Raw genomic sequence first — 25,027 nt, forward strand, 5'->3', positions numbered from 1 at the left:
AGCATGATCTTTTCCGAAAACCGGTTTCCACTTTTCGGGATCATGCTCAGACAATAAAGACACGAGAAGAGGCCTGACATGGCGACCGAAATCCGCGTTCCGACCCTCGGCGAATCCGTCTCCGAGGCGACCATCGGCAAGTGGTTCAAGAAGCCCGGCGACGCGGTGAAGGCGGACGAGCCCTTGGTCGAGCTCGAGACCGACAAGGTGACGCTAGAAGTCAACGCTCCGGCCGCGGGCGTGCTCGGCGAGATCGTCGCCAAGGAAGGCGAGACCGTCGGCGTCAGCGCGCTGCTCGGCACCATCGCCGCCGGCGACGGCAAGGCGGCAGCCGCTCCGGCCGAAAAGAAGGCGGATGCAGCCGTGGCGCAGGCCGCTGGCAAGGCCGGCGCCGAGACCTCGGCCGACGCCCAGAAGAAGGCCGGCGAAGTCGCCGGTGCCACGCCTGTGAAACCGGCAACCAAGGCGGCCGATTCCGGCCCGGCCGTTTCGCGCCTCGCCGCCGAGAGCGGCGTCGACCCCTCGAAGGTCGCTGCTTCCGGCAAGGATGGCCGCGTCACCAAGGGCGACATGCTGGCTGCGATCGCGGCCGGCCCGGCCGTCACCGCAGCGGCGCCCGCCGCTCCGGTCCAGGTTCGCGCCCCGTCGGCTCCGGACGACGCCTCGCGTGAAGAGCGCGTGAAGATGACCAAGCTGCGCCAGACCATCGCGCGCCGCCTCAAGGAAGCGCAGACCAACGCCGCCATGCTGACCACCTTCAACGAGGTGGACATGACCAACGTGATGGCGCTGCGCAACCAGTACAAGGACGTGTTCGAGAAAAAGCACGGCGTGAAGCTCGGCTTCATGGGCTTCTTCGTGAAGGCCTGCGTGCAGGCGCTGAAGGAGATCCCGGCCGTCAACGCCGAGATCGACGGCACCGACATCGTCTACAAGAACTACTACCACATCGGCGTCGCCGTCGGCACCGACAAGGGCCTGGTCGTGCCGGTGGTGCGCGATGCGGACGAGCTCTCCATCGCCGGCGTCGAGAAGAAGATCGGCGAGTTCGGCAAGAAGGCCCGCGACGGCGCCCTCAAGATCGAGGAGATGCAGGGCGGCACCTTCACCATCTCGAATGGCGGCGTTTACGGCTCGCTGATGTCGACCCCGATCCTGAACGCGCCGCAATCGGCGATCCTGGGCATGCACAAGATCCAGGAGCGGCCGATGGTCGTCGGCGGCAAGATCGAGATCCGCCCGATGATGTATCTGGCGGTCTCCTACGACCACCGCATCATCGACGGCAAGGAAGCCGTGACCTTCCTCGTCCGTGTCAAGGAAGGCCTGGAGGATCCGGCGCGTCTCGTGCTCGACCTCTGAGACCTTGCTGAGATGGCAATACCGGCGAAACTGGTCCCGATCGGTCTGGTCATTGCCGGTATCGTCAACCTGCTGCCGACGATCGGCGTAGCCGGGGCCAGCTGGCTGCGTGCGCTCTACGGTTTCGAGATCGCCAATCCCGATCTCGAAATCCTGCTGCGGCACCGTGCCGTCCTGTTCGGCCTTGTGGGGTTGTTGCTGCTGGCAGCCGCCCTTCGCCCGGGGCTGCGCACCGTGGCGGTGCTCGTTGCGGGCGCAAGCATGGCGAGTTTCATCGTGATAGCGTTCATGGTCGGCGGTTATGGCCCTGCCATTACGAAGATCGTGATCGCCGATATCGTCGGACTTCTGGCGCTCGCGCCGACGGCCCTGACACGTTTGATGCCGACGCGTTGAAGTTGGGTGACCGCCAGATGGTCCGCGATCCGATCGCAGCGCTATCGTGGGCGACGTCAGTGCGGACTGTGCCGGTGAGGCATGAGGCGGGGAGGTTGGCATGACTGCGATCGCTGCAACGACGGAAATCACGGTTCTCGGTTGGAGCGTCGTGCTCCTGCTGCTCCAGATCGTGCTGCAGGCCGGGACGTCCGGAGACCTCGGCCCGCAATATCTGTTCAGCCCACGCGACGAAGCGCGCGAGAGCGCCAGCATCCTGGCGCGGCGGCTGAAGCGCGCGCTCGCCAATCTGCTCGAGAGCTATCCGGCCTTCGTCGCGTTGGCGCTGGCGCTGGCGGTCACCGGCAAGGCCGGCGGCATCGGCGCGACCGGCGCCTGGCTCTATCTGGCGTGCCGGGTTGTCTATGTCGGGCTTTACGCCACCGGTATTCCTGTCATCCGCACCTTCGTCTGGCTCGCCTCGATCATCGGACTGGTGATGATGCTGATCAGGCTGATGGGTTGAGGCGGAGCATGGCTTTCGGACCCAACCCGCCGCCGATCCAGGCGCATATCTGCGTCAGGGGCGGCATTGATGCGATTGCCTTCTACGAGAAGGCTTTTGGCGCGCAATGCACTTTCAAGGCGATGGCGGATGACGGCCACCGCGTGATGCATGCCAACCTCGCCCTGTTCGGCGGCGAGGTGATGCTTCATGACGAGTTCCCCGAATTCGGCGGCGATGTGCTGGCGCCGAATTCGCGCAGCGGCGCCAGCGTGACGATCAGCATCAACCTGCCGACGCCTGCCGATGTCGATGCCGCGATCGCCCGGGCGCAGGCGGTCGGTGCCGATGTCGTCATGCCGGCGAGCGATGTGTTCTGGGGCGCCCGTTATGCGCGCGTGCGCGACCTCTTCGGCCATATCTGGGCCTTCAACGCGCCATTGGCGCAAAACTCATAAGAACAGACTGAAAGAGAGACCATGTCCTACGATCTCGTCGTCATCGGAACCGGCCCCGGCGGCTATGTCTGCGCCATCCGCGCCGCCCAGCTCGGCCTCAAGGTCGCGGTGGTCGAGAAGCGCAAGACCCATGGCGGCACCTGTCTGAACGTCGGCTGCATCCCGTCCAAGGCGCTGCTGCACGCCTCCGAGATGTTCGAGGAGGCCGGCCACACCTTCGAGAGCCTCGGCATCAATGTCGGCAAGCCGAAGCTCGATCTGAAGCAGATGATGGTCCACAAGCAGGAGACCATCGATGCCAACGTCAACGGCGTCGCCTTCCTGCTGAAGAAGAACAAGATCGACCCGTTCCACGGCACCGCCTCGATCCCGGCTGCCGGCAAGGTCGTCGTCACCAGCGAGGACCGCAAGACGCAGGAACTCGAGACCAAGAACATCGTCATCGCCACCGGCTCGGAATCGGCGGCGCTGCCGGGCGTCACGACCGACGAGAAGACGGTGGTGACCTCGACCGGCGCGCTCGAACTCTCCGGCGTGCCGAAGGAGCTGCTGGTGGTCGGCGCCGGCGTGATCGGCCTGGAGATCGGCTCGGTCTGGGCCCGGCTCGGCGCGAAGGTGACGGTGGTCGAGTATCTCGACCGCATCCTGCCCGGCATGGATGACGAGATCGCCAAGCAGTTCCAGCGCATCCTGCAGAAGCAGGGTTTCACCTTCCATCTCGGCTCGAAGGTCACCAAGGTCGACGTGGCCAAGAAGGGTGGCGCCACCGTCACGGTCGAGCCGGCCGCTGGCGGCGAAGCCAAGACTCTCAATGCCGACATCGTGCTGGTCGCGATCGGCCGGCGTCCGAACACGGACGGACTCGGCCTCGACAAGGCCGGCGTCGCGACCGAGCGCGGCCGCGTCGTCATCGATGACCATTTCCAGACCAATGTCCCGGGCATCTATGCGATCGGCGATGTGGTGCGCGGGCCGATGCTGGCGCACAAGGCCGAGGATGAGGGCGTCGCCGTCGCCGAGATCCTCGCCGGCAAGCATGGCCATGTGAACTACGACGCCATTCCCGGCATCGTCTACACCGCCCCCGAGGTCGCCGCGATCGGCAAGACCGAGGAGGAGCTCAAGGCCGCAGGCATCGCCTACAAGGTCGGCAAGTTCCCGTTCACGGCCAATGGCCGGGCGCGCGCGATGCGGCACACCGACGGCTTCGTCAAGTTCCTCGCGGACGCGACGACCGACCGCGTGCTCGGCTGCCACATCATCGGCCCGCATGCCGGCGACCTGATCGCCGAGGTGACGGTGCTGATGGAGTTCGGCGGCTCGGCCGAGGACCTCGCCCGCACCTGCCACGCCCATCCGACGCTGGCCGAGGCGGTCAAGGAAGCGGCGCTCGCCGTCGACAAGCGCCCGATTCATATGTGATCGCGGGTATTCACGTCATTCTCGGGCGGCGCGCAGCGCCGACCCGGGAATCTCGTGCAGAATAGAGCGGCTTCTCGTCCTGAGATGGCCGGGTCAAGCCCGACCATGACGGAGCTTACAAATTCCGCCCGGCGCGACAGGCGCGTCAGTGTGGCGCGCCGGCCTTTTTGCAGACGAGGTTCAGGAGCCCGTCGCGGCTGGTATCGTCGCCCGCGGCGAGCGGGCGACCGTCCTCGCCGAAGCGAGAGAGTATCTCGAAGCCGGCTGCCTCAAGCTGGCGCTCCTGAGTCGCCAGGTCGATGAAATAGAACAGCCCGCTCCAGCGATGGGCAGGGTCGACATGGATGGCGTAGTCGGCCTCTTCATGCGCGAAGGGCCGCAGGCGCAGATAGTTGATCCAGCTCTGCGGATGCACCGAGTTCACGATCTCGCGCGGATGCCAGGAGCGAGCGTGCAGCGGCATGCCGCCGGCGCGGCTCCAGGTGCGATTGTGGAAGGAGAAGGCGAAGACGCCGCCGGGCGCCAGCACCTGGTGCACGCTCGCGATGACGCCGAGGCGCTCGGCGTGATCGAAGGCGCTGAGGATGGCGAGGGCGCCGAGCACGAAATCGAAGCGTCCCGGCCCGAACTCACTGATCGCGCGGACATCCATGTCGAGAAAGGTCGCACCCGGAAAGCGACGCCGGGCGACGGCGAGCATCGCCTCGGCCTTGTCGATCCCGACATAGTCGGCGACGTCAGGCAGCAGCGCTCCCGTGGTGCGACCGGAGCCAACGCCGAGATCGAGCAGGCGCTTGCCGGCATAGGCGTCTCGGAAGCGCTCGAGGATCACCGCCTCGGAGGCAAACAGACTCTGCCCGCCGTACCATTCGGCGATCTCGCTTCGGTCGAACAGGTCGGCATTGTGCCGGGCGATGTCGATGGTCGTGGCGTGCATGGCGCGCCTCCGCTTCGTTCGAGAGCCCGACCATGCTCCCGCCTGCGGCGCCGCACAAATTCTTGGTTAATCTATAGTTAACGCGAGCGTCGACATCCGAGCTATCCGCGCCGGGTGCGATAGGCGGTCAGCGTGTTGCGCAGCAGGCAGGCGATGGTCATTGGGCCGACGCCCCCGGGAACCGGCGTGATCGCGCCGGCGACCTGCGCCACCTCGGCATAATCGACGTCGCCGGCGAGTTTGCCGTCGGGCATGCGGTTGATGCCGACATCGATCACGGTCGCGCCCGGCTTGATCCAGTCGCCCTTGACCATGCGCGGCCGGCCGACGGCAGCGACGACGATGTCGGCACGCTTCACCACGGCCGGCAGGTCGCGCGTGCGCGAATGGGCGATGGTGACGGTGCAGTCGGCCTGCAGCAGCAATTGCGCCACCGGCCGGCCGACCAGCTCGGAGCGGCCGATGACGACTGCTTCCAGCCCCGACAGCGAGGGCAGCGTCTGCTTCAGCAGAAGCATGCAGCCGAGCGGCGTGCAGGGCACAAGGCCGTTCTTGCCGCCGGCGAGCAGGCCGGCATTGATCGGGTGGAGGCCGTCGACATCCTTGGCGGGGTCGATGGCATCGATGATGCGGCCGGTGTCGATATGCTTGGGCAGCGGCAGCTGGACGAGGATGCCATCGACGCCGTCATCGGCGTTGAGCTCGGCGATCTTGGCGAGCAGCGCCGCTTCGGTCGTCTCCGCCGGCAGGCGATGGGCGACCGAGTTCATGCCGATCTCGGCCGCAAGCTTCTCCTTGGAGGCGACATAGACCTTGCTGGCAGGGTCCTCGCCGACGAGCACGACATGCAGGCCGGGCACTGGCTTGCCGGCGGCCTTGAGAGCCGCGACCTCGCGGCCGATTTCGGCCCGCAACTCTGCAGCCGCGGCCTTGCCGTCGATGATGCGTGCCGTCATGACCAACTCCTTGGTGAGGCATCGGATCGAAAAGCGGATCCTTGTTTCCGGTTTGATGCCCTGCGCCGCTCTCTTGCTGCATCGCGACAGAACGGACAAGGGCCGTCGTGCCTTGAATGCGAAGCGGGCGGGGATGTCGCCGGCGCCGCTTGATCGGGGCGCGCCGAGCCAGCATGGTCCTCAGGTGATTCAGAAGGCGGCTTGCAAGCCGGAGACGACTGACGTGACCACCGGCTTTGCAGCGATCCCGGCCTCAGGCAGCTATGTGCTGCGCAATGCCAGGGCGCCTGCCTGCCTGGTCGAGGCGAGCAGCCTGGCTGGTGATCGCGACGGCCTGGCGCTGCTGGACATCGCCGTCGAGGATGGCGGCATCGCCTCGCTCCTGCCGGCGGGCACGCCTGCACTCGATGCCTTGCCTTCGTTCGATCTCAATGGCGGCATCGCGCTGCCGCGGCTGGTCGATATCCACACCCATCTCGACAAGGGCCATATCTGGCCGCGCCGGCCCAATCCGGACGGCAGCTTCATGGGCGCGCTGAGCGCGGTCGCGGCCGATCGAGAGGCGAACTGGTCGGCTGACGACGTGCGGGCGCGCATGGAATTCGGCCTGCGCTGTGCCTATGCCCATGGCACGGCGGCGATCCGCACCCATCTCGACTCGCTCGGCAAGCAGATCGGCATCTCTTGGCCGGTCTATGCCGAGTTGCGCGCCGAATGGGCCGGGCGGATTGCGCTGCAGGCTTCGCCACTGTTCGGCATCGATGCTGTCGCCGATCCCGCGCATATGCAGGCGATCGTGAAGGCCGTGACCGATCACGGCGACAGTCTGCTCGGCGCCGTCACCTATATGGTGCCGGAGCTGGACGCCGCCCTCGACACGCTGTTCCGGACGGCGATCGAAAACGGTTTCGATCTCGATTTCCATGTCGACGAGACCAACGATCCCTCAGCACGCTCGCTCGAGCACATCGCCGATGCGGCGCTGCGCCATCGCTTCCAGGGCCGGATCCTGGCGGGGCATTGCTGCTCGCTTTCATTGCAGCAGCCGCAAGACGAGGCGCGCATCATCGCCAAGGTCCGCGAAGCCGGCATCGCCGTGGTCTCGCTGCCGATGTGCAACATGTACCTGCAGGACCGCCAGCGTGGGCGCACGCCACGCTGGCGCGGCGTCACCGCGCTACATGAACTGAAGGCGGCGGCCGTGCCGGTGACGATCGCCTCGGACAACACCCGTGATCCGTTCTACGCCTATGGCGATCTCGACCTTGTCGAGACGCTGCGCGAGGGCACTCGCATTCTCCAGCTCGACCATTCCGACCGCGACTGGGCGAGGGGGGTCGCGGCGACGCCGGCCGAGATCATGGGGCTTGCGAGCGCGGGTCGCACCGCGGTGGGCGGTCCTGCCGACCTGATCCTGACCCGCGCCCGCGACTGGACTGAATTCTTCGCCAGGCCGCAGGCCGACCGGACGGTCCTGGTCGATGGCCGCGCGATCGACCGAACCTTGCCCGATTACCGTGAACTCGATCACCTGATGAGCCGCTCCGCATGACCGCACGCTACGACATCGACGCCCTGAAGCGCCGCCTGAACGGCATCCGCACCGAGGACAATCCGGCTCTGGTCAAGCAGAAGAGCCGCGACTTCTTCTGGTACTCGCCGAAGCTGAAGCGCCAGCTCGACCACGTCGTCGCCGACATCATCGTCTCGCCGACGAGCGAGGCGCAGGTGCTGGAGACGCTCTCAGCCGCGCATGCCCTCGGCATTCCGGTGACGCCGCGCGGCACCGGCACCGGGAATTACGGCCAGGCGATGCCGCTTTCGGGCGGGATCGTGCTCGACCTTGCCGGCTTCAACAAGGTGACCAGCATCGAGGCTGGCCGCTATGTCGCCGAGCCCGGCGCCGTGCTGGCGAAGATCGACCAGGAGACGCGGGCTCATTCGCGCCAGGAGATCCGGCTGCATCCCTCGACCTATCATACCGCTTCGATCGGCGGCTTCATCGCTGGTGGTTCGGGCGGTGTCGGCTCGATCAAATGGGGCGGTCTGCGCGACTGGGGCAACATCATCTCGCTGCGCGTCGCGACCATGGAAGGAGCGCCGCGCATCCTCGAGCTGCAGGGCGAAGACCTGCACAAGGTCGCGCATGCCTATGGCACCAACGGCATCATCACTGAGGTCGAGATGCCGCTCGGCCCGGCCTATGCCTGGGTCGACGTCATCCTCGGTTTTGGCGATCTGCGCGCTGCGGCGGAATTTGCCAACGCGCTCGGCGAACAGGACGGGTTGGCGCTGAAGAACCTTGCCGTGGTCGCCGCACCCGCGCCGCACGATTACTTCCTGCGCCACAGGAAGTTCCTGCCGCGCGACAGCCATTGCGTCATGATCATGGTCGCCGATTTCGCGGTCGAATCCATGCTCGCCTTCGCCCGCCGCTTCGGCGGCTCGCAGCTGCTGATGCGCTCTGACAAATTGACGGCCGAGGAGGCAAAGGGGTTGCCTCCGACCTTCGAGCTCGGCTGGAACCACACCACCTTGCGGGCGCTGCGCGTCGATCCGTCGATCACCTATCTGCAGGTGCTCTATCCCTTCCCGAACCAGGTCGATCTCGTCGACAAGATCCATGCCCGCTTCGGCGACGAGGTCACCTGCCATCTCGAATTCGTCCGCTTCGACGGCAAGATCACCTGCTTCGGCCTGCCGCTGGTGCGCTTCACCAGCGAGGAGCGGCTGGAGGAGATCATGGCGATCCATGAGGAGATGGGCGCCCCGATCTTCAACCCGCACCGCTACACGCTGGAGGAGGGCGGGATGAAGCAGACCGACGAGGTCCAGCTCGCCTTCAAGCGCGAGGCCGATCCGCAGGGGCTGCTCAATCCCGGCAAGATGATCGCCTGGGAAGACCCGAACTACGACTACCGCTCGGGCAAGACCTTCCTGTTCAAGGCGCTCGGCGAAGCCGGCGTGGGCGCCTGAGCTAGCCGATGCGCGCGCTCGTCCTCTACGCCCACCCCGATCCCAACAGCTTCGGGGCGGCGGTGCATGAGACGCTCGTCTCCGGCTTGCGCCGGGCTGGGCACGAGGTCGATGATTGCGACCTCTATGCCGAAGGCTTCGATCCGGTGCTGAGCCGCGAGGAGCGCGTCGGCTATCATGATCTCGCCAGCAACCGGACAAATGTAGCCGGCTATGTCGAGCGTCTACTGCGGGCGGAAGCGCTGTTCCTGTGCTTCCCGGTATGGAACTACGGCTATCCCGCGATCATGAAGGGCTATTTTGACCGCGTCTTCCTGCCGGGCGTTTCGTTCAAGCTGGTCGACGGCTCGGTTCGGCCGAATCTCTGGAATATTCGCCGGCTGATGACAGTGACGAGCTATGGCGGCTCGCGCTGGCGGACGTTACTGATGGGCGATCCGCCACGCCGGCAGATCAAGCGCGGCTTGCGGGCGGTCTGCCATCCGGCGGCGCAGGTCTCCTATCTCGCGCATTACGACATGAACCGGTCGACGCCGCAGAGCCGGGCGGCTTTTCTCGCCAGGGTCGAGCAGGAAATCGCACGGATTTAAGAGCCTGTCTGACAATTGTCATCGGCCTGTCATGAAGGCGGGCGATTGCACAGCCGGCGAAAAGTATCCGCAACCTTTTCCAAGGGCCGGCTCATGACCAAGTCCCTCGAAAAAAGCGTCGGCCGTGCCTTGCTGGTGACGGCGCGGCTCCACAGGGCACGGATGGGCGAGCGCCTCAATGCGCTCGGGCTCTTTCCGGGCCAGGAACAGGCGCTGAAATCCCTGCAAAGCGCCCCGATGACGATGGGCGAGCTTGCGACGCTGCTGCGGGTCAAGCCGCCGACCGTGTCCAAGACGATCGGCCGGCTCTCGCTGCAGGGGCTGGTGACGCGCGAGGGCGGCGGCCGCGACGGCCGGCTGGTGCAGGTGGCGCTGACCGAGAACGGTCAGAAGACCGCGGCGGCGCTCGATGCGGTCTGGAACCAGGTCGAGGAAGAGCTGCTCGAAAAGCTCGACGCCAAGGAGCGCAAGCAATTGCGCAAGCTGCTGCGCAAGGCATCGAAGGGCCTGTCCAAGGCCGGCGCCGATGTCGAGGATGCCGAGGACGAGGCCGAAGACGCGGCCTGAGACCGAACGCGCCAGCGGCATGACTCGCATGCGCTGGCGGGCTGGTTTCAAGTCTTAAATCGGTTCATTGATGGTCCGTCATTCCTCCAGAGCATGACGGAACCCGCGCTTGTCGGCCGCTCCCGCTCCGCTTCCGGATACGCGCCGGACACGCCTGACCGCCATCGCCCTGATGAGTGGGGCGATCGTCTGCTTTTCGCTGCTCGACACCTGTGCGAAATGGCTCGGCAGCACGATGCACCCGATGCAGGTCGTGCTGGCGCGTTATGTGATCAGCGTCGCGCTGGTGTCGCTCCTGCTCAATCCCTGGAGCCATCCCGGTATCACCCGGACCAAGCGGCCCTGGCTGCAGGGCTTCCGCTCGCTGCTGCTGCTCGGCTCGACCGCGCTCAACTTCGTCGCCCTGCAATATCTGCAATTGGCCGAGACGGTCTCGATCATGTTCGCGGCGCCGCTGCTGGTCGCGCTGCTGGCGGGGCCCTTGCTCGGGGAGTGGGCCGGGCCGCGCCGGCTGATCGCGATCGGCGTCGGCTTCCTCGGTGTCCTCGTAGTGACGCGGCCGGGGCTCGGCGGCCTGCATCCCGCAGCCCTGCTCAGCGTCTGCGGTTGCTTCTGCTACGCCTTCTATGCCCTGTCGACGCGGATGCTGGCCTCAAGCGACTCGCCGCAGACGACGATGTTCTATTCCGGCATCGGCGGGGTGGTGATCATGTTGCCGCTGCTGCCGCTGTACTGGTCATGGCCGCAGGATTGGCAGAGCTGGCTGCTGATGTGCGGCACCGGTTTCTTCGGCGCGCTCGGCCATTGGCTCCTGATCCTGGCGCATCAGCGGGCGCCGGCGACGATCCTGGCGCCGTTCATCTATTCCCAGATCGTCTGGATGATCCTGCTCGGCTGGTTCGTCTTCGGCCAGATCCCCGACCGCTTCACCTTCATCGGAGCGGCGATCGTCATCGCGTCGGGCCTCTATTTGCTCTATCGCGAGCGCGTGCGGCACGTGCCCGAAGGCTCGGCCCGGCTCGACTGACCCAGGCACGGTTCTTGAAGCCTCCATCCGTGGATGGAGGCCATGATGACGGTTTGGCACCGCAACTGGCTACCGGCTACCGCGTTCGGCACAGATGTGGCCCGGGCGCGTCCCGCCATGGCACAGGCGCCGGGCTCAGCCGAGCGAGACCTTGCTCTGCGCAGCGACGAAATCAGAGAGCATCGGCACATAGTCCTCGCCCTTGCCGCTGGCGACGGCCGCCGCATAGACGTTCTTGACGGCGCCGCCGACCGGATTGGGAACACCGGCGGCGTTGGCGAGGCTCTCCAGATAGCGCACATCCTTCAGCGCGTTGGAAAGCGTGAACTTGTGCGCATCCGGATCGCGCTCCAGCACGTATTGCATGAAGGTCCGGTAGAAGCCGCACTCCATGCGCCCGCCGGTGATGACGCTGTCGAAGGTCTGCGGGGTGATGCCAACCTTCTGTGCCAGCGTCAGCGCCTCCGCGTAGATGGCGCCGTAGCCGAGGGAGAGGAAGTTGTTGAGCAGCTTCATCTTGTGGCCGTCGCCGACGGGGCCGAGATGCACGATCTTCTGGGCCCAGGCTTCGCAGACCGGGCGGATGCGCTCGAAAACGCCACTGTCCGCGCCAATCATCGTGGAGAGTTGACCGAGCTTCGCCTGGGCGGGTGTTCCGCCGAGCGGAGCGTCGCAGAGGTGCAGGCCGATGGCAGCCAGCCGTTCCGCCAGAGCGATCGTCGAGACCGGGTCGGAAGTCGAGCAGTCGACGATGACCGTGCCGGGTTTGGCGCCGGCGGCGATGCCGTCCGGTCCGTTGATCACCTGCTCGACCTGTGGCGAGCCGGTGACGCAGAGGAAGATGATGCTTGCCTTGCCGGCGAGCTCCTTCGGCGTGGCGGCCTCCGCCGCACCCGCCGCCTTGAGCTCTTCGACGGGCCTGCGATTGCGGTGGCCCATGACGGTGAGGGGGAAGCCCTTGGCGAGAATGCAACTCGCCATGCCCTGACCCATGTAACCGACACCGATGAAGCCGATCGATTCTTTAGTCGCGCTCATCTTCAGTTTCTCCGAATTCTATGAGATGGAACAATGCAATGCGGAACGATTTGGCCAAGAACTGGTTGAATGCATCGGCTTACCGGCTTCAGGAGAAGCGATCGATGGCGAATGACGGACACTCGCGCGACCCTTCGGGGGCGGGTAAGGCGGGCGTCAAACCGGGTGGCCGAGGTCGCGTTACCTTGCAGATCATCGCCGACCGGCTGGAGGTCTCGACCGCGACGGTCTCGCTCGCTTTGCGCGAAAGCCCGCTGGTCGCCGACGGCACACGCCTGCGGGTGCAGCAGATCGCGCGCGAGATGGGCTACAGCTACAATCGCAGTGCGGCTTCGCTGCGGACCGACCGGACCAATATCCTCGGCGTCGGCTTCCACGACATCACCAATCCCTATTTCGCCGAGCTGCTCGCGGCGATCGAGGAAACGGCGGCCGCGCATGGCCGCTCGATCCTGCTCGGGACCTATGCCGAGAACCTGCAGCGGCAGGACCGCGTCCTCACCACGCTCAAGGAATATCGCCCCGACGGCATGATCATCTGCCCGGCCGGCGGTACCACGGCCGAGACCTTGCAGCACCTGATGGCGGCGCAAGTGCCGCTGGTGCAGCTCTCGCGCGAGATCCCCGGCATCGGGCTCGACTTCGTCGGCTCGGACGACCGGCACGGCACGGTGCTGGCGGTCGAGCATCTGATCGGCCTCGGCCACACCCGCATCGCCTTCCTCGGCGAGAGCCCGCTGATCTCGACCGGGCGCAACCGCTATCGTGGCTATTGCGAGACCCTGGCCAAGCATGGCCTGCCGCTCGATCCGACGATCGTCTACTCGGCCTATGGCACGCGCGAGAACGGGCTGAAGGGCGTCCAGAAGGTGCTCGACGCTACGAATCCGCCGACTGCCGCGGTCTGCTTCAACGATCTCGCCGCCTTCGGCGCCATGCTCGGGCTGCGCCATCGCGGGCTCGAGGCCGGCAGCGATTTCTCGCTGATCGGCTGCGACGACGTGCAGGAGGCGGCGCAGTGGTATCCTGGGCTGACCACGATCAAGAATTTCCAGGACGAGATGGGCCGCAGGACCGCGGAGATGCTGATCAACCGGATCGCCGATCCGTCGGCGCCGCCGCAGCGCGCCGTGCTGACGCCGGAGCTGGTGGTGCGCGGGACCACGGCGCCGCCGAAGGCGCGGCGCTGAAGCTGGATCAAGCATCATTGTCCGGCTTGCGGTTCAGCGCCCGATAGGCGCGGACCACATGCGAGTCGTCGCGTCCGCCATGGCCGAGGCCCGAGGCGGCGAGGAACATCTGGTGCGCGGCCGCAGCGAGCGGCAGGGCCGCCTTGGCGGCGCGCCCGGCATCGAGGACGATGCCGAGATCCTTGACGAAGATGTCGACGGCGCTGGCGACCGGTGGCTCGTCCTCGAGCATGCGCGGGCCGCGATCCCTCAGCATCCAGGACGAGGCGGCCGAGCCGCCCATGATCTCGAACAGCAGCGCGCCGTCGATGCCGGCCTTCTGCGCCAGCGAGAGCGCCTCCGCCGCGACCGCGATATGCACGCCGCAGAGCAGCTGGTTGACGGTCTTCACCGTCGCGCCCTGGCCCGGCTTCTGCCCGACATGGAAGACCTTGTCGCCCATGGCGTCGAGTACGGGCTTGGCCTTGGCGAAGCTGTCGGCGGGGGCGCCGACCATGATGGTGAGCGTGCCACCCTGAGCCCCCTTCACGCCGCCGGAGACCGGCGCATCGACGAAATGCCGACCGGTCTTGGTGACGGCCTCGGCAATGGCCTCGACCTCGCCGGGCGGGCAGGTCGCCATCAGGATGATGGCCGCGCCGGGAGCCAGCGCATCGAGCGCGCCGGCCTCGAACAGGACGGAGCGGGCCTGGGCGGCGTTGACCACCATCAGGACGAGCGTCTCGGCGTCCTCCGCCGCTGCGGCGGCGCTGTCGGCGCCGTTTCCGCCGGCTGTCACGAGCGCGGCGCGGGCGCTCTCCCGCATGTCGAAGCCGGTGACGTGGAACTGGCGCTTGACGAGATTCTCGGCCATCGGCGCGCCCATGGCGCCGAGCCCGATGAAGGCGATGGAAGTCACAACGATTTGCCTTGGTTGGAAGGCGGGCGGCCTGGCCGCCCGCCGGGAACTACTCCTTCACCGCACCCGTCATCGAGGCGACGTAGTAGTCGACGAAGAAGGAATAGAGAATCGCGACGGGGATCGAGCCGAGCAGCGCGCCGGCCATCAGCGAGCCCCAATGGTAGACGTCGCCCTCGACCAGCTGGGTCAGCACCGCGACCGGAACCGTCTTCTTCTCGGCCGACTGGATGAAGGCGAGCGCGTAGATGAATTCGTTCCAGGACAAAGTGAAGGCGAAGATGCCGGCCGAAATCAGCCCGGGCAGCGCCAGCGGCAAGGTGATCTTCCAGAGCGTCTGCAGGCGGGTCGCGCCGTCGATCATGGCGCATTCCTCGAGCTCGTAGGGGATCGACTTGAAGTAGCCGATCAGGAGCCAGGTGCAGAACGGGATCAGGAAAGTCGGATAGGTCAGGATCAGCGCGAGCTGCGAGTCGTACAGCCCGAACTGGAAGATCAGCGTCGCCAGCGGGATGAACAGGATCGAGGGCGGCACCAGATAGGCAAGGTAGATGGCGAGGCCGACATAGTTCGAGCCCTTGAACTTCAGGCGCTGGATCGCATAGGCGGCGAGCACGCTGGCGAAGAGCGAGAGCGCGGTCGCGACCGTCGCCACCGTCATCGTCGTCAGCAGCCATTGCGGGTAGTCGGTCTGGAACAGCAGCTTGTTGATGTTGTCCAAGGTCGGCGACTTCACCCAGAACGGGTTGTTGTTCTTGTAGTCGAGCAGTTCGCCATTCGGTTTGATCGCGGTGATCGCCATCCAGTAGAACGGGAACAGCAGCACGATCACGAAGATCGACAGCGGCAGATAGAGCGTGATGAAGCGGCGCGGTCCCGAGGACCAGTCGATCACGCCGGTCCGCTCCTCGTCGACGAGATGCGGGCGCGGGGCAGGGGCGGCCTGGTCAGTCATTGTCTTCTCCCTGCTGCCATTTGCGGCGGGCGAGCGCGAAGTAGCTGAACAGCGTCGCCATAACGAGGAAGGGGATCATCGCCACCGCGATCGCCGCGCCCTCGCCGAGCTGGCCGCCCGGGATGCCGCGCTGGAAGGCGAGGGTCGCCATCAGATGGGTCGAGTTGATCGGGCCGCCGCGGGTGATGGCGTAGACGAGCTGGAAATCGGTGAAGGTGAACAACACCGAGAAGGTCAGCACGATCGCCAGGATCGGCATCAGCATCGGTAGCGTGACATGCCGGAAGCGCTGCCAGGCATTGGCGCCGTCGAGCATCGCCGCCTCGTAGAGCGTTGGCGAGATGGTCTGCAGGCCGGCAAGCAGCGAGATCGCGACGAAGGGGATGCCGCGCCAGACATTGGCGGCGATCAGCGACCAGCGTGCCGGCCAGGGGGCACCGAGGAAATCGATATAGGTGTCGCGCCAGCCGAGCACGTCGACCAGAACATAGGAGATGATCGAGAACTGCGGATCGTAGATCCACCAGAAGGCGATCGCCGAGAGCACGGTCGGCACGATCCAGGGCACCAGGATCAGCGCCCTGAGCAGCGACTTGAACGGCAGGTTGTTGTTGAGCAGGAGCGCCAGCCAGAGGCCGAGTCCGAACTTCCCGACGGTCGCGACGCCCGTATAGAGCAGCGTGTTCCAGACCGAGGTGATGAAGACCGGGTCGTTCCAGAGCGACTCGAAATTCTCGAAGCCGATGAAGATGCCGCTGCGGCCGATGCGCGTATCGGTGAAGGCGAGCCAGACGCCGAGGCCGAGCGGATAGCTCAGGAAGACCAAAAGCAGGCCGAGTGCCGGCAGCAGGCAGATGAAGATCAGGAATGGCTTGTAGTCGAACAGCCTGACCAGCCAGCTCTGTTCGGGCTGGGGTCTGGGCCGGGCCTCCGCCGCAATCGTCATGGCGCTTTATCCCGTGATGGAGCCGCGCCGCCGGTCGTCCCGGCGGCACGGTGTCGACGGATCAGGTGCGGTAGTAGCGCTTGGCGCGGCGCTCGGCTTCAGCGGCCGCCTGCTCGGGCGTCGCCTGGCCGGCGCAGACGGAAGCGACCATCTGGACCATGACGTATTCGGCGTTGACGGTGCCGGCAGCTTCCGTGATCGCGCCCTTGTAGCCGCTCCACAGAGCCCGCTCCCAGGTATCGCGATAGACCAGGATCTTGGGATCGCTCTCCCAGACCTTGCTCTGCGCATAGCCCTTCAGCGGCTGGGTCCAGTAGCCGAAGCAGCCGGTCAGCCACTTGTCGTACTGCTCCTTCTCCATCATGAAGCGGAGATATTCCTTGGCCGCGTTCGGGAACTTGGTGTGCTTGAACACCATGGCGTTGATCACCAGCGCCGTCTCGGTCGGCCGCCCGACGCCGGCGCCGATCGGCATCGGCGCGTGGTTGAGATCCTTGCCGATCTCGGCGGTCTTCTCGTCCTTCGAGTTCTTGATCGAGAAGTAGAGCGAGACGCCGTTCTGGGTCAGGCCGATTTCGCCGGCGGTCAGCGCCTTGTTGTTGCTGATGTCGAGCCAGGACAGCGTGCCGGGGATGAAGGTCTCGTAGAGAGCCTTGGCGTATTTCAGCGCCTCGATCGTCTCCTTGCTGTTGATCGCGACCTTGTTGTTCTCGTCGACCATGTAGCCGCCATGCGACCAGACCAGCCAGTTGCAGAACGAGTTGCCGTCGCCGACGGCGTTACCGAGCGCGAAGCCGGGCGGATGGCCCTTGGCCTTGAGCTTGCGGCAGAGATCGAGGAAACCGGCATGGTCGGTCGGGAACTTGTCGAATCCCGCTTCCTTGACCCAGGATTCGCGGTACACCGCGGGGCCGCCGGAGCCGCCCATCGGGATCGAAATCCAGGTATTGGTCTTGTCCTTCTTGCCGTATTTCTCGGCGACCGGGTACCAGCCGCCGTATTTCTTGCCGAGATCCTCGGCGACCGCGGTCAGGTCGACCAGCTTGTCGGCGAAGATGTGCGGATCATCGGCCCAGCCGACGACGACATCGGGGCCGGCGCCGGTGTTGGCGGTGACGGCGGTCTGCGGACGCAGATCCTCCCAGCTGGCATAATCGACACGGACCGGGACGCCGGTCGCCTTGGTGAAAGCCTCGGTGTTCTCGTTGAAGATCGTCTGGTCGGGATCGACGAACTTGGTCGGGCGCAGCACCCGCAGCGTCGCGCCCTTCTCGATATTGGCGGTCTGGGCGATCGAGGGCGCGGCAAGGGTGGCGCCGGCCGCAAGGCCCGCGCCGCCGATCAATACGTCACGTCTGGAAATGCTCATCGCTTGTCTCCTCCGGGTTGCCGCGAGGCCCTGCATGGGAGCCTCGTCGCGTTTTTTGTCGGACAGCGCCGCCGCCGGGGTGTTCCCCGTGCGGCGGCGCCGGAAATCAGATCCGCTTGCCGGTCGCGGCGTCGAACAGATGGGTCACCGAGGTGTCGGGCCGGATCTTGATCGTCTCGCCGGGCTTGGCGCCGATGCGCTCGCGGAAGATGCAGGTCAGGTCCTGGCCGCCGCAGCGGACGACGACCTGGGTCTCCGAGCCCATCGGCTCGATGACCACCACTTCGGCGGACAGGCCGTTCGGATCGAGCATCAGATGTTCGGGGCGGATGCCGAGCACCGCGGCCCGATCGTTCGAATCCGCCGGGTGCTTGCCGACCGGCCAGATCACGCCGCCCTCGGTCTCGAAGCCGTTGGCGCGTATCGTGCCCTTCAGCAGGTTCATCGAGGGCGAACCGATGAAAGCGGCGACGAAGAGATTGGCGGGGTTGTCGTAGAGATCGAGCGGGGCGCCCATCTGCTCGACGATGCCGTCATGCATCACGACGATCTTGTCGGCCATGGTCATGGCCTCGATCTGGTCGTGGGTGACGTAGACCGTGGTGGTCTTGAGGCGCTGATGCAGCTCCTTGATCTCGGTGCGCATCTGCACGCGCAGCTTGGCGTCGAGGTTCGAGAGCGGCTCGTCGAAGAGGAAGACCTGCGGATCGCGCACGATAGCGCGGCCCATGGCGACGCGCTGGCGCTGGCCGCCCGAGAGCTGGCGCGGAAAGCGGTCGAGCAGGTTGGTGAGGCCGAGAATGTTGGCGGCCTTGCTGACGCGCTCGTCGATCTCGGCTTTCGGCGCCTTCCGCAGCTTCATCGAGAAGGCCATGTTGTCGGCGACCGTCATATGCGGATAGAGCGCATAGTTCTGGAACACCATGGCGATGTCGCGCTCTTTCGGCGGCACGTCGTTGACGACGCGCGAGCCGATGCGGATCTCGCCACCCGAGATGTTCTCGAGGCCGGCGATCATGCGCAGCAAGGTCGATTTTCCGCAGCCCGAGGGGCCGACGAGGATGACGAACTCGCCATCGTTGATGTCGATGTCGACGCCGTGAATGACCTGCGTCGAGCCATAGGCCTTGCGCACGTCGGCAATCTGGACGGATGCCATCTTGGTTGTTTCTCCCGCTCTTTGGTTTGCCCCGGGGTGCCTGACACGATCCCCGCCGGCGGCGTTGCAGAACATCGGCTTCTGACGGCCGATCGACACGAGGCCCCGCAACCCAGGCGAGCCGCCTGTTGCGTCAACCTCGTTCCCGGATAAAGTCATACGATAGAAACAGGCGTGTCAAGCGCCGGGCAGGCGACGGGAGAGCTCCTCCAGCGCCGCCGATCACGGAGGAAAATGCGCGGTCCGATGCAGCTTCACGTCAAAGCGCGCGCGACGAGGCTCAACCCCGACCGGCTGTTCGGCCAGGTCGCGCACAGGCTCGCGGTCGCGATCATCACTGGCGCCTCTCCTGCTGGCTCGCTGCTGCCGAACGAGGACGATCTGAAGGGCGAGATCTCGGTCTCGCGCACTGCCTATCGTGAGGCCGTGAAGTTCCTGAGCGGCAAGGGGCTGGTCGAGGCCAGGCCGAAGAGCGGCACGCGGGTGGCGCCGCGCGAGGCCTGGAACCTGCTCGATCCCGATGTGCTCGCCTGGCATTTCGAGGCCGACCCCAACGAGAAATTCATCCGTGATCTGTTCGAGCTTCGGCTCTTCGTCGAGCCGAGCGCGGCGCGGCTGGCAGCGCAGCGGCGCAGCGATGCCGATCTCAGGCTGATCGAGACGGCCTTTCGCGGCATGGTCGAGAACCCGCCCTATGCCGAGCCGACGGTCCGCGCCGACCTTGCCTTCCACGAGGCGATCTTCGCCGCGACCCGCAACCCGCCGCTGCAATGCCTGGCGCCGGCAGTCTCGGCGACGATCCAGTGGTCGCTGTTCCTCAAGGCGCCTGACGATCGCTTCTTCTTCACGGCGTCGCTGATCGATCACGAACGCGTCTTCGATGCGATCGTGCAGCGCGACGGCGACCTCGCGGCAGCGCGGATGAGCGGGCTGGTGATCGACAGCCTGAACAGCACTCTGGGTCTGCTCGCGGCGCGAGCTGATGCGAATGCGAGCAAAATCGCGTGATTAAATCATACTATATCTGGCTGAATCGACAGCCAAGCCGGGATGGCATAACCGGCTCTGCAAGCAGCCCCAGTCTGCGGCGGTGGTAATTCCCCGGCGGCGCTCCAGCAGCTAGGTTGATCTAATCGTTTTAAGAATTTGAAATCAAGCCACGCAGCGTTCCAGGAAAGCAGGACCATGACCGCGCAGAACAAGATCGAGATCGTCATGACCGGGCCGCTGATGGCCTATGCCGCCGACCAGCTGAAGGCGCGCTTCACCGTGCACGAGCTCTGGAAGGAGCAGGATCGCCCGGCGGCGCTGGCTGCGGTGAGGGACCGGGTGCGCGGCGTCGCTGGCGGCGGCGCGCATGTGCGCATCGACGATGCGCTGTTCGATGCGCTGCCCAAGCTGGAAGTCGTCTCGAATTTCGGCGTCGGCTACGACAATGTCGATGCCAAGGCCGCCGGCAAGCGCGGCATCATCGTCACCAATACGCCGGATGTGCTGACCGACGAGGTTGCCGACCTCGCCATCGGCCTGCTGCTGGCGACGGTGCGCCAGCTGCCGCAGGTCGACCGCTATCTGCGCGCCGGCAAGTGGCTGCAGGCCGCCTATCCGCTCACCACTTCGCTGCGCAAGCGCAAGATCGGCATCGTCGGTCTCGGCCGGATCGGCAAGGCGGTGGCGCGCCGGCTCGAAGCCTTCGACGTGCCGATCGTCTATCACGGCCGCTCGCGCCAGGCCGACGTCGCCTATCGCTATTATCCCTCGCTCACCGAGATGGCGGCCGATGTCGACACGCTGGTCTCGGTCGCGCCGGGCGGCGATTCGACCTACCACATCATCAATGCCGAGGTGCTGAAGGCGCTCGGGCCGAACGGCATCGTCGTCAATGTCGGTCGCGGCACGGTGATCGACGAGCAGGCGCTGATCGAGGCGCTGAAATCCAAGACCATCCTCTCCGCCGGCCTCGACGTGTTCGAGGACGAGCCGCGCGTGCCGGCCGAGCTGATCGCGATGGATCATGTCGTGCTGCTGCCGCATGTCGGCTCGGCATCTGTGCATACGCGCGAACAGATGGGCCAGCTTCTGGTCGACAATCTAGTTTCATGGTTCGATGGCAAGGGTCCTTTGACACCGGTTGCCGAGACGCCATGGACAAAAGCCTGATCACGACGGGAATACGGCACGGCGCGGCTGCCGCCGCGCTAGCGCTGCTCATCGGCTCGCCGGTGGGAGCGCAAACGCAATCGCTGCCGCGCGGCGCCGAAAAGGCGCCTGAGGCCCTGAAGCCTTTCATCGGCTCCTGGGATATCGAGAAGCTCGGCGCGTCGCGCGAGTGCACGGTGACCTTCGGGACGGAGGTGGCCGGGCAGGGGCGGCAGGTCCGATTCCCGGCGACCTGCCGGCGCGCCCTGCCGATTCTCACCGGGGTCGTCGCCTGGGATGTGGCCGACGGCGCGCCGAGGCTGCTCGACGGCCACGGCAAGGCGGTGATCGTCTTCAGCGGGAAGGCCGACCCGGGCCGCCGCGGCAAGGGCAGCGATGGCGCGGATTACGGGCTCGATCCGGCTGGCTATGTCCGGGCGCAGCAGCGCCCGGCGCCGGGCCAGGCCGAGCTTGCAGCGACGGCGGCGGCGCGCCCGACTGCGGTCGATCCTGCGAGCGCGCCTGCGGCAGGCAGTGTCCCCGGCCGCTATACGGTGATGCGACAGACTGGGCGCGATGTCTGCAAGCTGGTGCTCTCCACCAATCCCTCGGCCAATGCCGGCGCATCGGTCGCGAGCTTCGACGGGCTTTGCCCGGACACCGGTCTGACGATCTTCTCGCCGGTCGCCTGGCGCTATGAGGCCGGCCGGCTCGAACTGATCGCCCGCAAGGGCCACAAGGTCGAGCTGGTCTTCGAAGGCGGGCAGTGGCGCAAGGACCCTGCGGTCGGCGCGCCGCTGCTGCTGAAGAAGCTGCCTTAGACCATTGTCGTCATGCTCGGGCTTGACCCGAGCATCTCTCGCTCATCTGGAAAGAGATGGTCGGGTCAAGCCCGACCATGACGCCTTACGTCACGCGACGAACGTCCCGCCGAGCTCGTCGTCGATATGGGCGCGGATGATCTCCTCGAAGCTCGATTCCGCCTTGAAGCCGAGCGCCGGCGCACGCTTGGCGTCGAAATTGCGCGGCCAGCCGGCGACGATGGCGTCGATCACCGGATCGGGCACGCGCTTGATGCGCTTCACGACGTTCTCGCCGGCAACCTTGCGCAGCGCCTCGATCTGCTCGGCGACGGTGGCGGAATAGCCCGGCATGGTCAGCGCACGGCGCGGGCCGATCGCAGCGGTATCCATGGTTGCGGCGTGGACGAGGAAGCCGACGGCCGAGCGCGGCGAGGCGTGCCAGTGGCGGACCTGATCGGAGACCGGCAGCACCGCGTCCTGGCCGGCGAGCGGCTCGCGGATGATGTTGGAGAAGAAGCCGGAGGCGGCCTTGTTCGGCGCGCCCGGCCGGACGCAGATCGTCGGCAGGCGGATGCCGACGCCGTCGAAGAAGCCGCGGCGCGAGTAGTCGCTGAGCAGCAGCTCACCGATTGCCTTCTGCGTGCCGTAGCTGGTCAGAGGCGTCGTGAAGAACTCGTCCTCGATCTTGTCGTGGAAGGGCGCGCCGAAGACGGCGATCGAGGAGGTGAAGATCACGCGCGGCTTGTAGCCGTCACCGGTGAGGCGGATCGCGTCGAAGAGATAGCGTGTGCCGTCAAGATTGATGCGGTAGCCCTTGTCGAAATCGGCCTCGGCCTCGCCGGAGACGATCGCGGCGAGATGGACGATCAGTTCGGGACGCGAGGCGATCAGCTTCTCGGCTTCGCCCGGCTGCGACAGATCCGATGTCAGCGACTCGAAGGCGAAGGGCGCGTTCGCCGGCGCCGCAGCCGGGAAGACGTCCTGCGCCGTCACCTTGTCGATCACCTTGCCGCCGAGGCCGCCGTCGCGCGCCAGGCGCTCGATGAACTTGCGGCCGACCATGCCGGCGCCGCCGATGACGAGGATATGCATGTCTTTGTCCGATCTTTCGCTTCTTAACGTTCAGTTGGGGAGGCGGCCGCCGAGGTCGTCCTCGATATGGACGCGGATGATCTCGTCGAAATCCCGTTCGGCCTTGAAGCCGAGCGACAGCGCGCGCTTCGCATCGAAGCGGGTCGGCCAGCCCTTGACGATGTCGGCCGCGGCCTTGTCGGGTGCGCGCCGGATCAGCTTCACCGCCTTGTCGCCGGCGATGCGGCGCAGCGCCTCGATCTGCTCGCCGACGGTGACGCAGACGCCGGGCATGCTGAGGTTGATGCGCGGCCCGAGTTCTTCGCGGGTCAGCGAGGCGCCGTGCAGCAGGAAGCCGACGGCCGAGCGCGGCGAGGCATGGGTGAAGATGACGCTATCGTCGACCGGTAGCAGCGCCTCCAACCCCTGCAGCGGCTCGCGGATGATGCCGGAGAAGAAACCGCCGGCCGAGGCATTGGGCTTGCCCGGCCGGATCACGATCGAAGGGAAGCGGATGCCGACGCCATCGACGAAGCCGCGGCGCGAATAGTCGGTGAGCAGCAATTCGCCGATCGCCTTCTGCGCGCCGTAGCTGGTCAGCGGCGTGACATGGAATTCGTCGGAGATCGCCGGCGGGAAGGGGGCGCCGAAGATGCCGCTCGATGAGGAGAAGACGAGCTTGGGTACATAAGGCCCATTCTTCGCGCTCTCCTGCCGGATCGCCTCCAACAGGTTGCGCATGCCGTCGAGATTGATGCGGTAGCCCTTGTCGAAATCGCGCTCCGCCTCGCCGGAGATGATCGCGGCGAGGTGGAAGATGATGTCGGGCCGCAAGGCCGCGAGCTCGGATGCGACCGCAGCCGAACTCGAATCCTCGGTACGGGCCTCGATCGGCCCGTCGAAGCCGGCCGGCCGCGGCGGCGCCACGACGTCGGTCAGCGTCAGCCGAGTCAGCGGCTTGCCGGCACAGGCACCCTCGCGGGCGATGCGCGCGGCGAGCTTCTGGCCGATCATGCCGGCGGCGCCGCTGATCAGGACGTGCATGGCACTTCTCCTGCGCTATTCAGAGCGCGAAGCCGCCATCGGCGAGATAGATCTGGCCGGTGCTGTAGCTCGCTTCGTCCGAGGCGAGATAGACCGTAAGCCACGCAATCTCCTCGGCTGTGCCGAGCCGGCCCATCGGCTGGCGGTCGATGAAGGCCTGGCGGGCGGCGGCCTCGGTCGTCTTGGTCGCCTTGGCGAGGTCGACGATGCGCTGGTCGAGCGAGGGCGACTGGATCGTGCCGGGGCAGACCGCGTTGGCGCGGATGCCCTTCTTGATGAAGTCGGCCGCGACCGCCTTGGTCAGGCCGATCACCGCCGCTTTGGTCGCGCCGTAGACATAGCGGTTCGGGATGCCGCGCACCGAGCCGGCGCCCGAGGCGATGTTGACGATCGAGCCCTTGCCGGCGGCGAGCATGCCGGGGACGAAGGCCTTGATCGTGCGGTGCATCGACTTGACGTTGAGGTCGAAGGAGAACTCCCAGGCCTTGTCGTCGCACTCCAGCACGGTGCCGTGATGGACGAAGCCGGCGGCGTTGACGAGGATGTCGATGGGGCCAACCTTCTCGGCGAAGGCCTCGACCGCCTTGGTCGAGAGCACGTCGAGCTTGCGCTTCTTCGCCTTCGGGATGCCGTCGAGCAGGGCGACGTCCTTGTCGGTCGCCCAGACGGTCGCGCCCTCGGCAACGAAGGCCTCGGCGATCGCGCGCCCGATGCCCTGGCCGGCGGCGGTGACGACCGCGACCTTGCCCTTCAAACGTCCTGCCATGTCGTTTCTTCCCTTTGGTTTTCCAATTATCGAAGGCTCTTGCGCATATGGATCAGCCGGCGATCCGGCAGATCCTCGTAATGGGTGGTCCGGTAGCCGAGCCGCTCATACCAGCCGATGCGGTCGGCCAGCTTGACGTGGGTGTAGAGATGGACCGCGTCGTGGCCGAGCGCCCTGGCCCGCTCCTCGGTGAAGTCCATCAATTGCGAGCCGATCTTCCTGCCTGTGGCGGCGGGCGAGACGGCGATGCTCCAGAGCGTGAACTTCGCCGGTTCCTCCTCGAGCACGAGGACGCCGTCGAGCGTCCCCTCGCTTTCGGCGAGCCAGACCTCGTGCTCTGCCAGCACCTGCCGGTAGTCGGCGATGCGCGGCAGCGAGGGCACGCCGATGATGCTCTCGTTCGGCAGATAAGCGGCCTCAGTCAGCGCGACGATCGCCGGAATATCCTCGGTCGTGGCGCGACGCAGGGCCATC

General features: G+C 66.1%; 26 protein-coding genes. 14 read left to right on the forward strand and 12 right to left on the reverse strand.

All coding sequences use genetic code 11. The features are described 5' to 3' along the window. Positions 1 to 78 precede the first annotated feature (78 nt). The 5 genes from odhB to lpdA all read left to right on the forward strand — a co-directional run bounded on the left by odhB (position 79) and on the right by lpdA (position 4,122). Positions 79 to 1,362 (forward strand): 2-oxoglutarate dehydrogenase complex dihydrolipoyllysine-residue succinyltransferase, encoded by a 1,284-nt coding sequence (odhB, locus tag AC3WLC_RS05930; RefSeq protein WP_493682995.1) that lies wholly within the window; start codon positions 79 to 81, stop codon positions 1,360 to 1,362. A 12-nt stretch (positions 1,363 to 1,374) separates the two neighbouring features. Then, complete coding sequence (locus AC3WLC_RS05935) at positions 1,375 to 1,758, forward strand: hypothetical protein (protein WP_493682996.1); 384 nt, start codon at positions 1,375 to 1,377, stop codon at positions 1,756 to 1,758. 100 nt (positions 1,759 to 1,858) lie between these two features. Beyond that, positions 1,859 to 2,263: an MAPEG family protein gene (locus AC3WLC_RS05940; RefSeq protein ID WP_493682997.1), complete on the forward strand. Its 405-nt coding sequence runs from the start codon at positions 1,859 to 1,861 to the stop codon at positions 2,261 to 2,263. Between the two features lie 8 nt (positions 2,264 to 2,271). Then, positions 2,272 to 2,700 carry a VOC family protein gene (locus AC3WLC_RS05945; protein ID WP_493682998.1) on the forward strand — a complete coding sequence of 143 codons (429 nt, stop codon included), beginning with the start codon at positions 2,272 to 2,274 and terminating at the stop codon, positions 2,698 to 2,700. 21 nt (positions 2,701 to 2,721) lie between these two features. Continuing rightward, the gene (gene lpdA / locus AC3WLC_RS05950) at positions 2,722 to 4,122 is read left to right on the forward strand and encodes a dihydrolipoyl dehydrogenase (protein ID WP_493682999.1); all 1,401 of its coding nucleotides are present in this window, start codon (positions 2,722 to 2,724) and stop codon (positions 4,120 to 4,122) included. A gap of 145 nt (positions 4,123 to 4,267) precedes the next feature. On the opposite strand, the gene AC3WLC_RS05955 is transcribed toward lpdA, so the two are convergent. Together AC3WLC_RS05955 and folD are read right to left on the reverse strand one after the other, a co-directional pair. Beyond that, positions 4,268 to 5,059: a class I SAM-dependent methyltransferase gene (locus AC3WLC_RS05955; RefSeq protein WP_493683000.1), complete on the reverse strand. Its 792-nt coding sequence runs from the start codon at positions 5,057 to 5,059 to the stop codon at positions 4,268 to 4,270. Positions 5,060 to 5,160: 101 nt separating this feature from the next. Continuing rightward, entirely contained in the window at positions 5,161 to 6,015 is an 855-nt protein-coding gene (gene folD, locus AC3WLC_RS05960; RefSeq protein WP_493683001.1) for a bifunctional methylenetetrahydrofolate dehydrogenase/methenyltetrahydrofolate cyclohydrolase FolD, read from the reverse strand. A 223-nt stretch (positions 6,016 to 6,238) separates the two neighbouring features. On the opposite strand from folD, the gene AC3WLC_RS05965 reads away from it, so the two are divergent. The 5 genes from AC3WLC_RS05965 (at position 6,239) to AC3WLC_RS05985 (ending at position 11,175) form a co-directional block, all read left to right on the forward strand. Then, entirely contained in the window at positions 6,239 to 7,567 is a 1,329-nt protein-coding gene (locus tag AC3WLC_RS05965) for a cytosine deaminase (RefSeq protein WP_493683002.1), read from the forward strand. Continuing rightward, positions 7,564 to 8,991 (forward strand): FAD-binding oxidoreductase, encoded by a 1,428-nt coding sequence (locus AC3WLC_RS05970; protein ID WP_493683003.1) that lies wholly within the window; start codon positions 7,564 to 7,566, stop codon positions 8,989 to 8,991. The genes AC3WLC_RS05965 and AC3WLC_RS05970 overlap by 4 nt, the downstream gene beginning before the upstream one ends. Before the next feature lie 8 nt (positions 8,992 to 8,999). Further along, the gene (locus AC3WLC_RS05975) at positions 9,000 to 9,581 is read left to right on the forward strand and encodes an NAD(P)H-dependent oxidoreductase (protein ID WP_493683004.1); all 582 of its coding nucleotides are present in this window, start codon (positions 9,000 to 9,002) and stop codon (positions 9,579 to 9,581) included. A gap of 93 nt (positions 9,582 to 9,674) precedes the next feature. After that, complete coding sequence (locus tag AC3WLC_RS05980; RefSeq protein ID WP_493683005.1) at positions 9,675 to 10,148, forward strand: MarR family winged helix-turn-helix transcriptional regulator; 474 nt, start codon at positions 9,675 to 9,677, stop codon at positions 10,146 to 10,148. Between the two features lie 109 nt (positions 10,149 to 10,257). Further along, a complete protein-coding gene (locus AC3WLC_RS05985; protein WP_493683006.1) occupies positions 10,258 to 11,175 on the forward strand; it encodes a DMT family transporter in 918 nt (305 codons plus the stop codon). A gap of 135 nt (positions 11,176 to 11,310) precedes the next feature. Here the strand turns inward: AC3WLC_RS05985 and AC3WLC_RS05990 are convergent, their stop codons facing one another. Then, complete coding sequence (locus tag AC3WLC_RS05990) at positions 11,311 to 12,213, reverse strand: NAD(P)-dependent oxidoreductase (RefSeq protein ID WP_493683007.1); 903 nt, start codon at positions 12,211 to 12,213, stop codon at positions 11,311 to 11,313. Positions 12,214 to 12,317: 104 nt separating this feature from the next. Between AC3WLC_RS05990 and AC3WLC_RS05995 the strand changes: the two genes are divergently transcribed. Continuing rightward, complete coding sequence (locus AC3WLC_RS05995; RefSeq protein ID WP_493683008.1) at positions 12,318 to 13,403, forward strand: LacI family DNA-binding transcriptional regulator; 1,086 nt, start codon at positions 12,318 to 12,320, stop codon at positions 13,401 to 13,403. A 7-nt stretch (positions 13,404 to 13,410) separates the two neighbouring features. Here the strand turns inward: AC3WLC_RS05995 and AC3WLC_RS06000 are convergent, their stop codons facing one another. The 5 genes from AC3WLC_RS06000 to AC3WLC_RS06020 form a co-directional block, all read right to left on the reverse strand. Beyond that, positions 13,411 to 14,307: an NAD(P)-dependent oxidoreductase gene (locus AC3WLC_RS06000; RefSeq protein ID WP_493683134.1), complete on the reverse strand. Its 897-nt coding sequence runs from the start codon at positions 14,305 to 14,307 to the stop codon at positions 13,411 to 13,413. 43 nt (positions 14,308 to 14,350) lie between these two features. After that, positions 14,351 to 15,256, reverse strand: coding sequence for a carbohydrate ABC transporter permease (locus tag AC3WLC_RS06005; protein WP_493683009.1), 906 nt, complete (start codon positions 15,254 to 15,256; stop codon positions 14,351 to 14,353). Next, the gene (locus AC3WLC_RS06010; protein ID WP_493683010.1) at positions 15,249 to 16,202 is read right to left on the reverse strand and encodes a carbohydrate ABC transporter permease; all 954 of its coding nucleotides are present in this window, start codon (positions 16,200 to 16,202) and stop codon (positions 15,249 to 15,251) included. Before AC3WLC_RS06010 ends, AC3WLC_RS06005 begins: the two co-directional genes overlap by 8 nt. Positions 16,203 to 16,263: 61 nt before the next feature. Continuing rightward, positions 16,264 to 17,571, reverse strand: coding sequence for an ABC transporter substrate-binding protein (locus AC3WLC_RS06015; protein WP_493683011.1), 1,308 nt, complete (start codon positions 17,569 to 17,571; stop codon positions 16,264 to 16,266). A gap of 106 nt (positions 17,572 to 17,677) precedes the next feature. Beyond that, on the reverse strand, positions 17,678 to 18,730 hold the full coding sequence (locus tag AC3WLC_RS06020) for an ABC transporter ATP-binding protein (protein ID WP_493683012.1): 1,053 nt from the start codon (positions 18,728 to 18,730) through the stop codon (positions 17,678 to 17,680). 246 nt (positions 18,731 to 18,976) lie between these two features. Here AC3WLC_RS06020 and AC3WLC_RS06025 point away from each other — a divergent pair, with 246 nt between their 5' ends. The 3 genes from AC3WLC_RS06025 to AC3WLC_RS06035 all read left to right on the forward strand — a co-directional run bounded on the left by AC3WLC_RS06025 (position 18,977) and on the right by AC3WLC_RS06035 (position 21,690). Continuing rightward, complete coding sequence (locus tag AC3WLC_RS06025; RefSeq protein ID WP_493683013.1) at positions 18,977 to 19,738, forward strand: FadR/GntR family transcriptional regulator; 762 nt, start codon at positions 18,977 to 18,979, stop codon at positions 19,736 to 19,738. Positions 19,739 to 19,915: 177 nt separating this feature from the next. After that, positions 19,916 to 20,890 (forward strand): 2-hydroxyacid dehydrogenase, encoded by a 975-nt coding sequence (locus AC3WLC_RS06030; protein WP_493683014.1) that lies wholly within the window; start codon positions 19,916 to 19,918, stop codon positions 20,888 to 20,890. Then, complete coding sequence (locus AC3WLC_RS06035; RefSeq protein WP_493683015.1) at positions 20,875 to 21,690, forward strand: AprI/Inh family metalloprotease inhibitor; 816 nt, start codon at positions 20,875 to 20,877, stop codon at positions 21,688 to 21,690. Before AC3WLC_RS06030 ends, AC3WLC_RS06035 begins: the two co-directional genes overlap by 16 nt. Positions 21,691 to 21,780: 90 nt before the next feature. Here the strand turns inward: AC3WLC_RS06035 and denD (AC3WLC_RS06040) are convergent, their stop codons facing one another. Genes denD (AC3WLC_RS06040) through AC3WLC_RS06055 form a run of 4 tightly spaced genes read right to left on the reverse strand, consistent with a single transcriptional unit; the run spans position 21,781 to position 25,026 of the window. Beyond that, the gene (gene denD / locus AC3WLC_RS06040; protein ID WP_493683016.1) at positions 21,781 to 22,764 is read right to left on the reverse strand and encodes a D-erythronate dehydrogenase; all 984 of its coding nucleotides are present in this window, start codon (positions 22,762 to 22,764) and stop codon (positions 21,781 to 21,783) included. Positions 22,765 to 22,794: 30 nt separating this feature from the next. Beyond that, on the reverse strand, positions 22,795 to 23,787 hold the full coding sequence (gene denD / locus AC3WLC_RS06045) for a D-erythronate dehydrogenase (protein WP_493683017.1): 993 nt from the start codon (positions 23,785 to 23,787) through the stop codon (positions 22,795 to 22,797). Positions 23,788 to 23,806: 19 nt separating this feature from the next. Beyond that, entirely contained in the window at positions 23,807 to 24,553 is a 747-nt protein-coding gene (locus AC3WLC_RS06050; RefSeq protein WP_493683018.1) for an SDR family oxidoreductase, read from the reverse strand. Between the two features lie 26 nt (positions 24,554 to 24,579). After that, positions 24,580 to 25,026 carry a GNAT family N-acetyltransferase gene (locus AC3WLC_RS06055; protein ID WP_493683019.1) on the reverse strand — a complete coding sequence of 149 codons (447 nt, stop codon included), beginning with the start codon at positions 25,024 to 25,026 and terminating at the stop codon, positions 24,580 to 24,582. Position 25,027: the final 1 nt, after the last annotated feature.

The organism is Allobosea sp. GW821-FHT03A12, assembly GCF_058986765.1.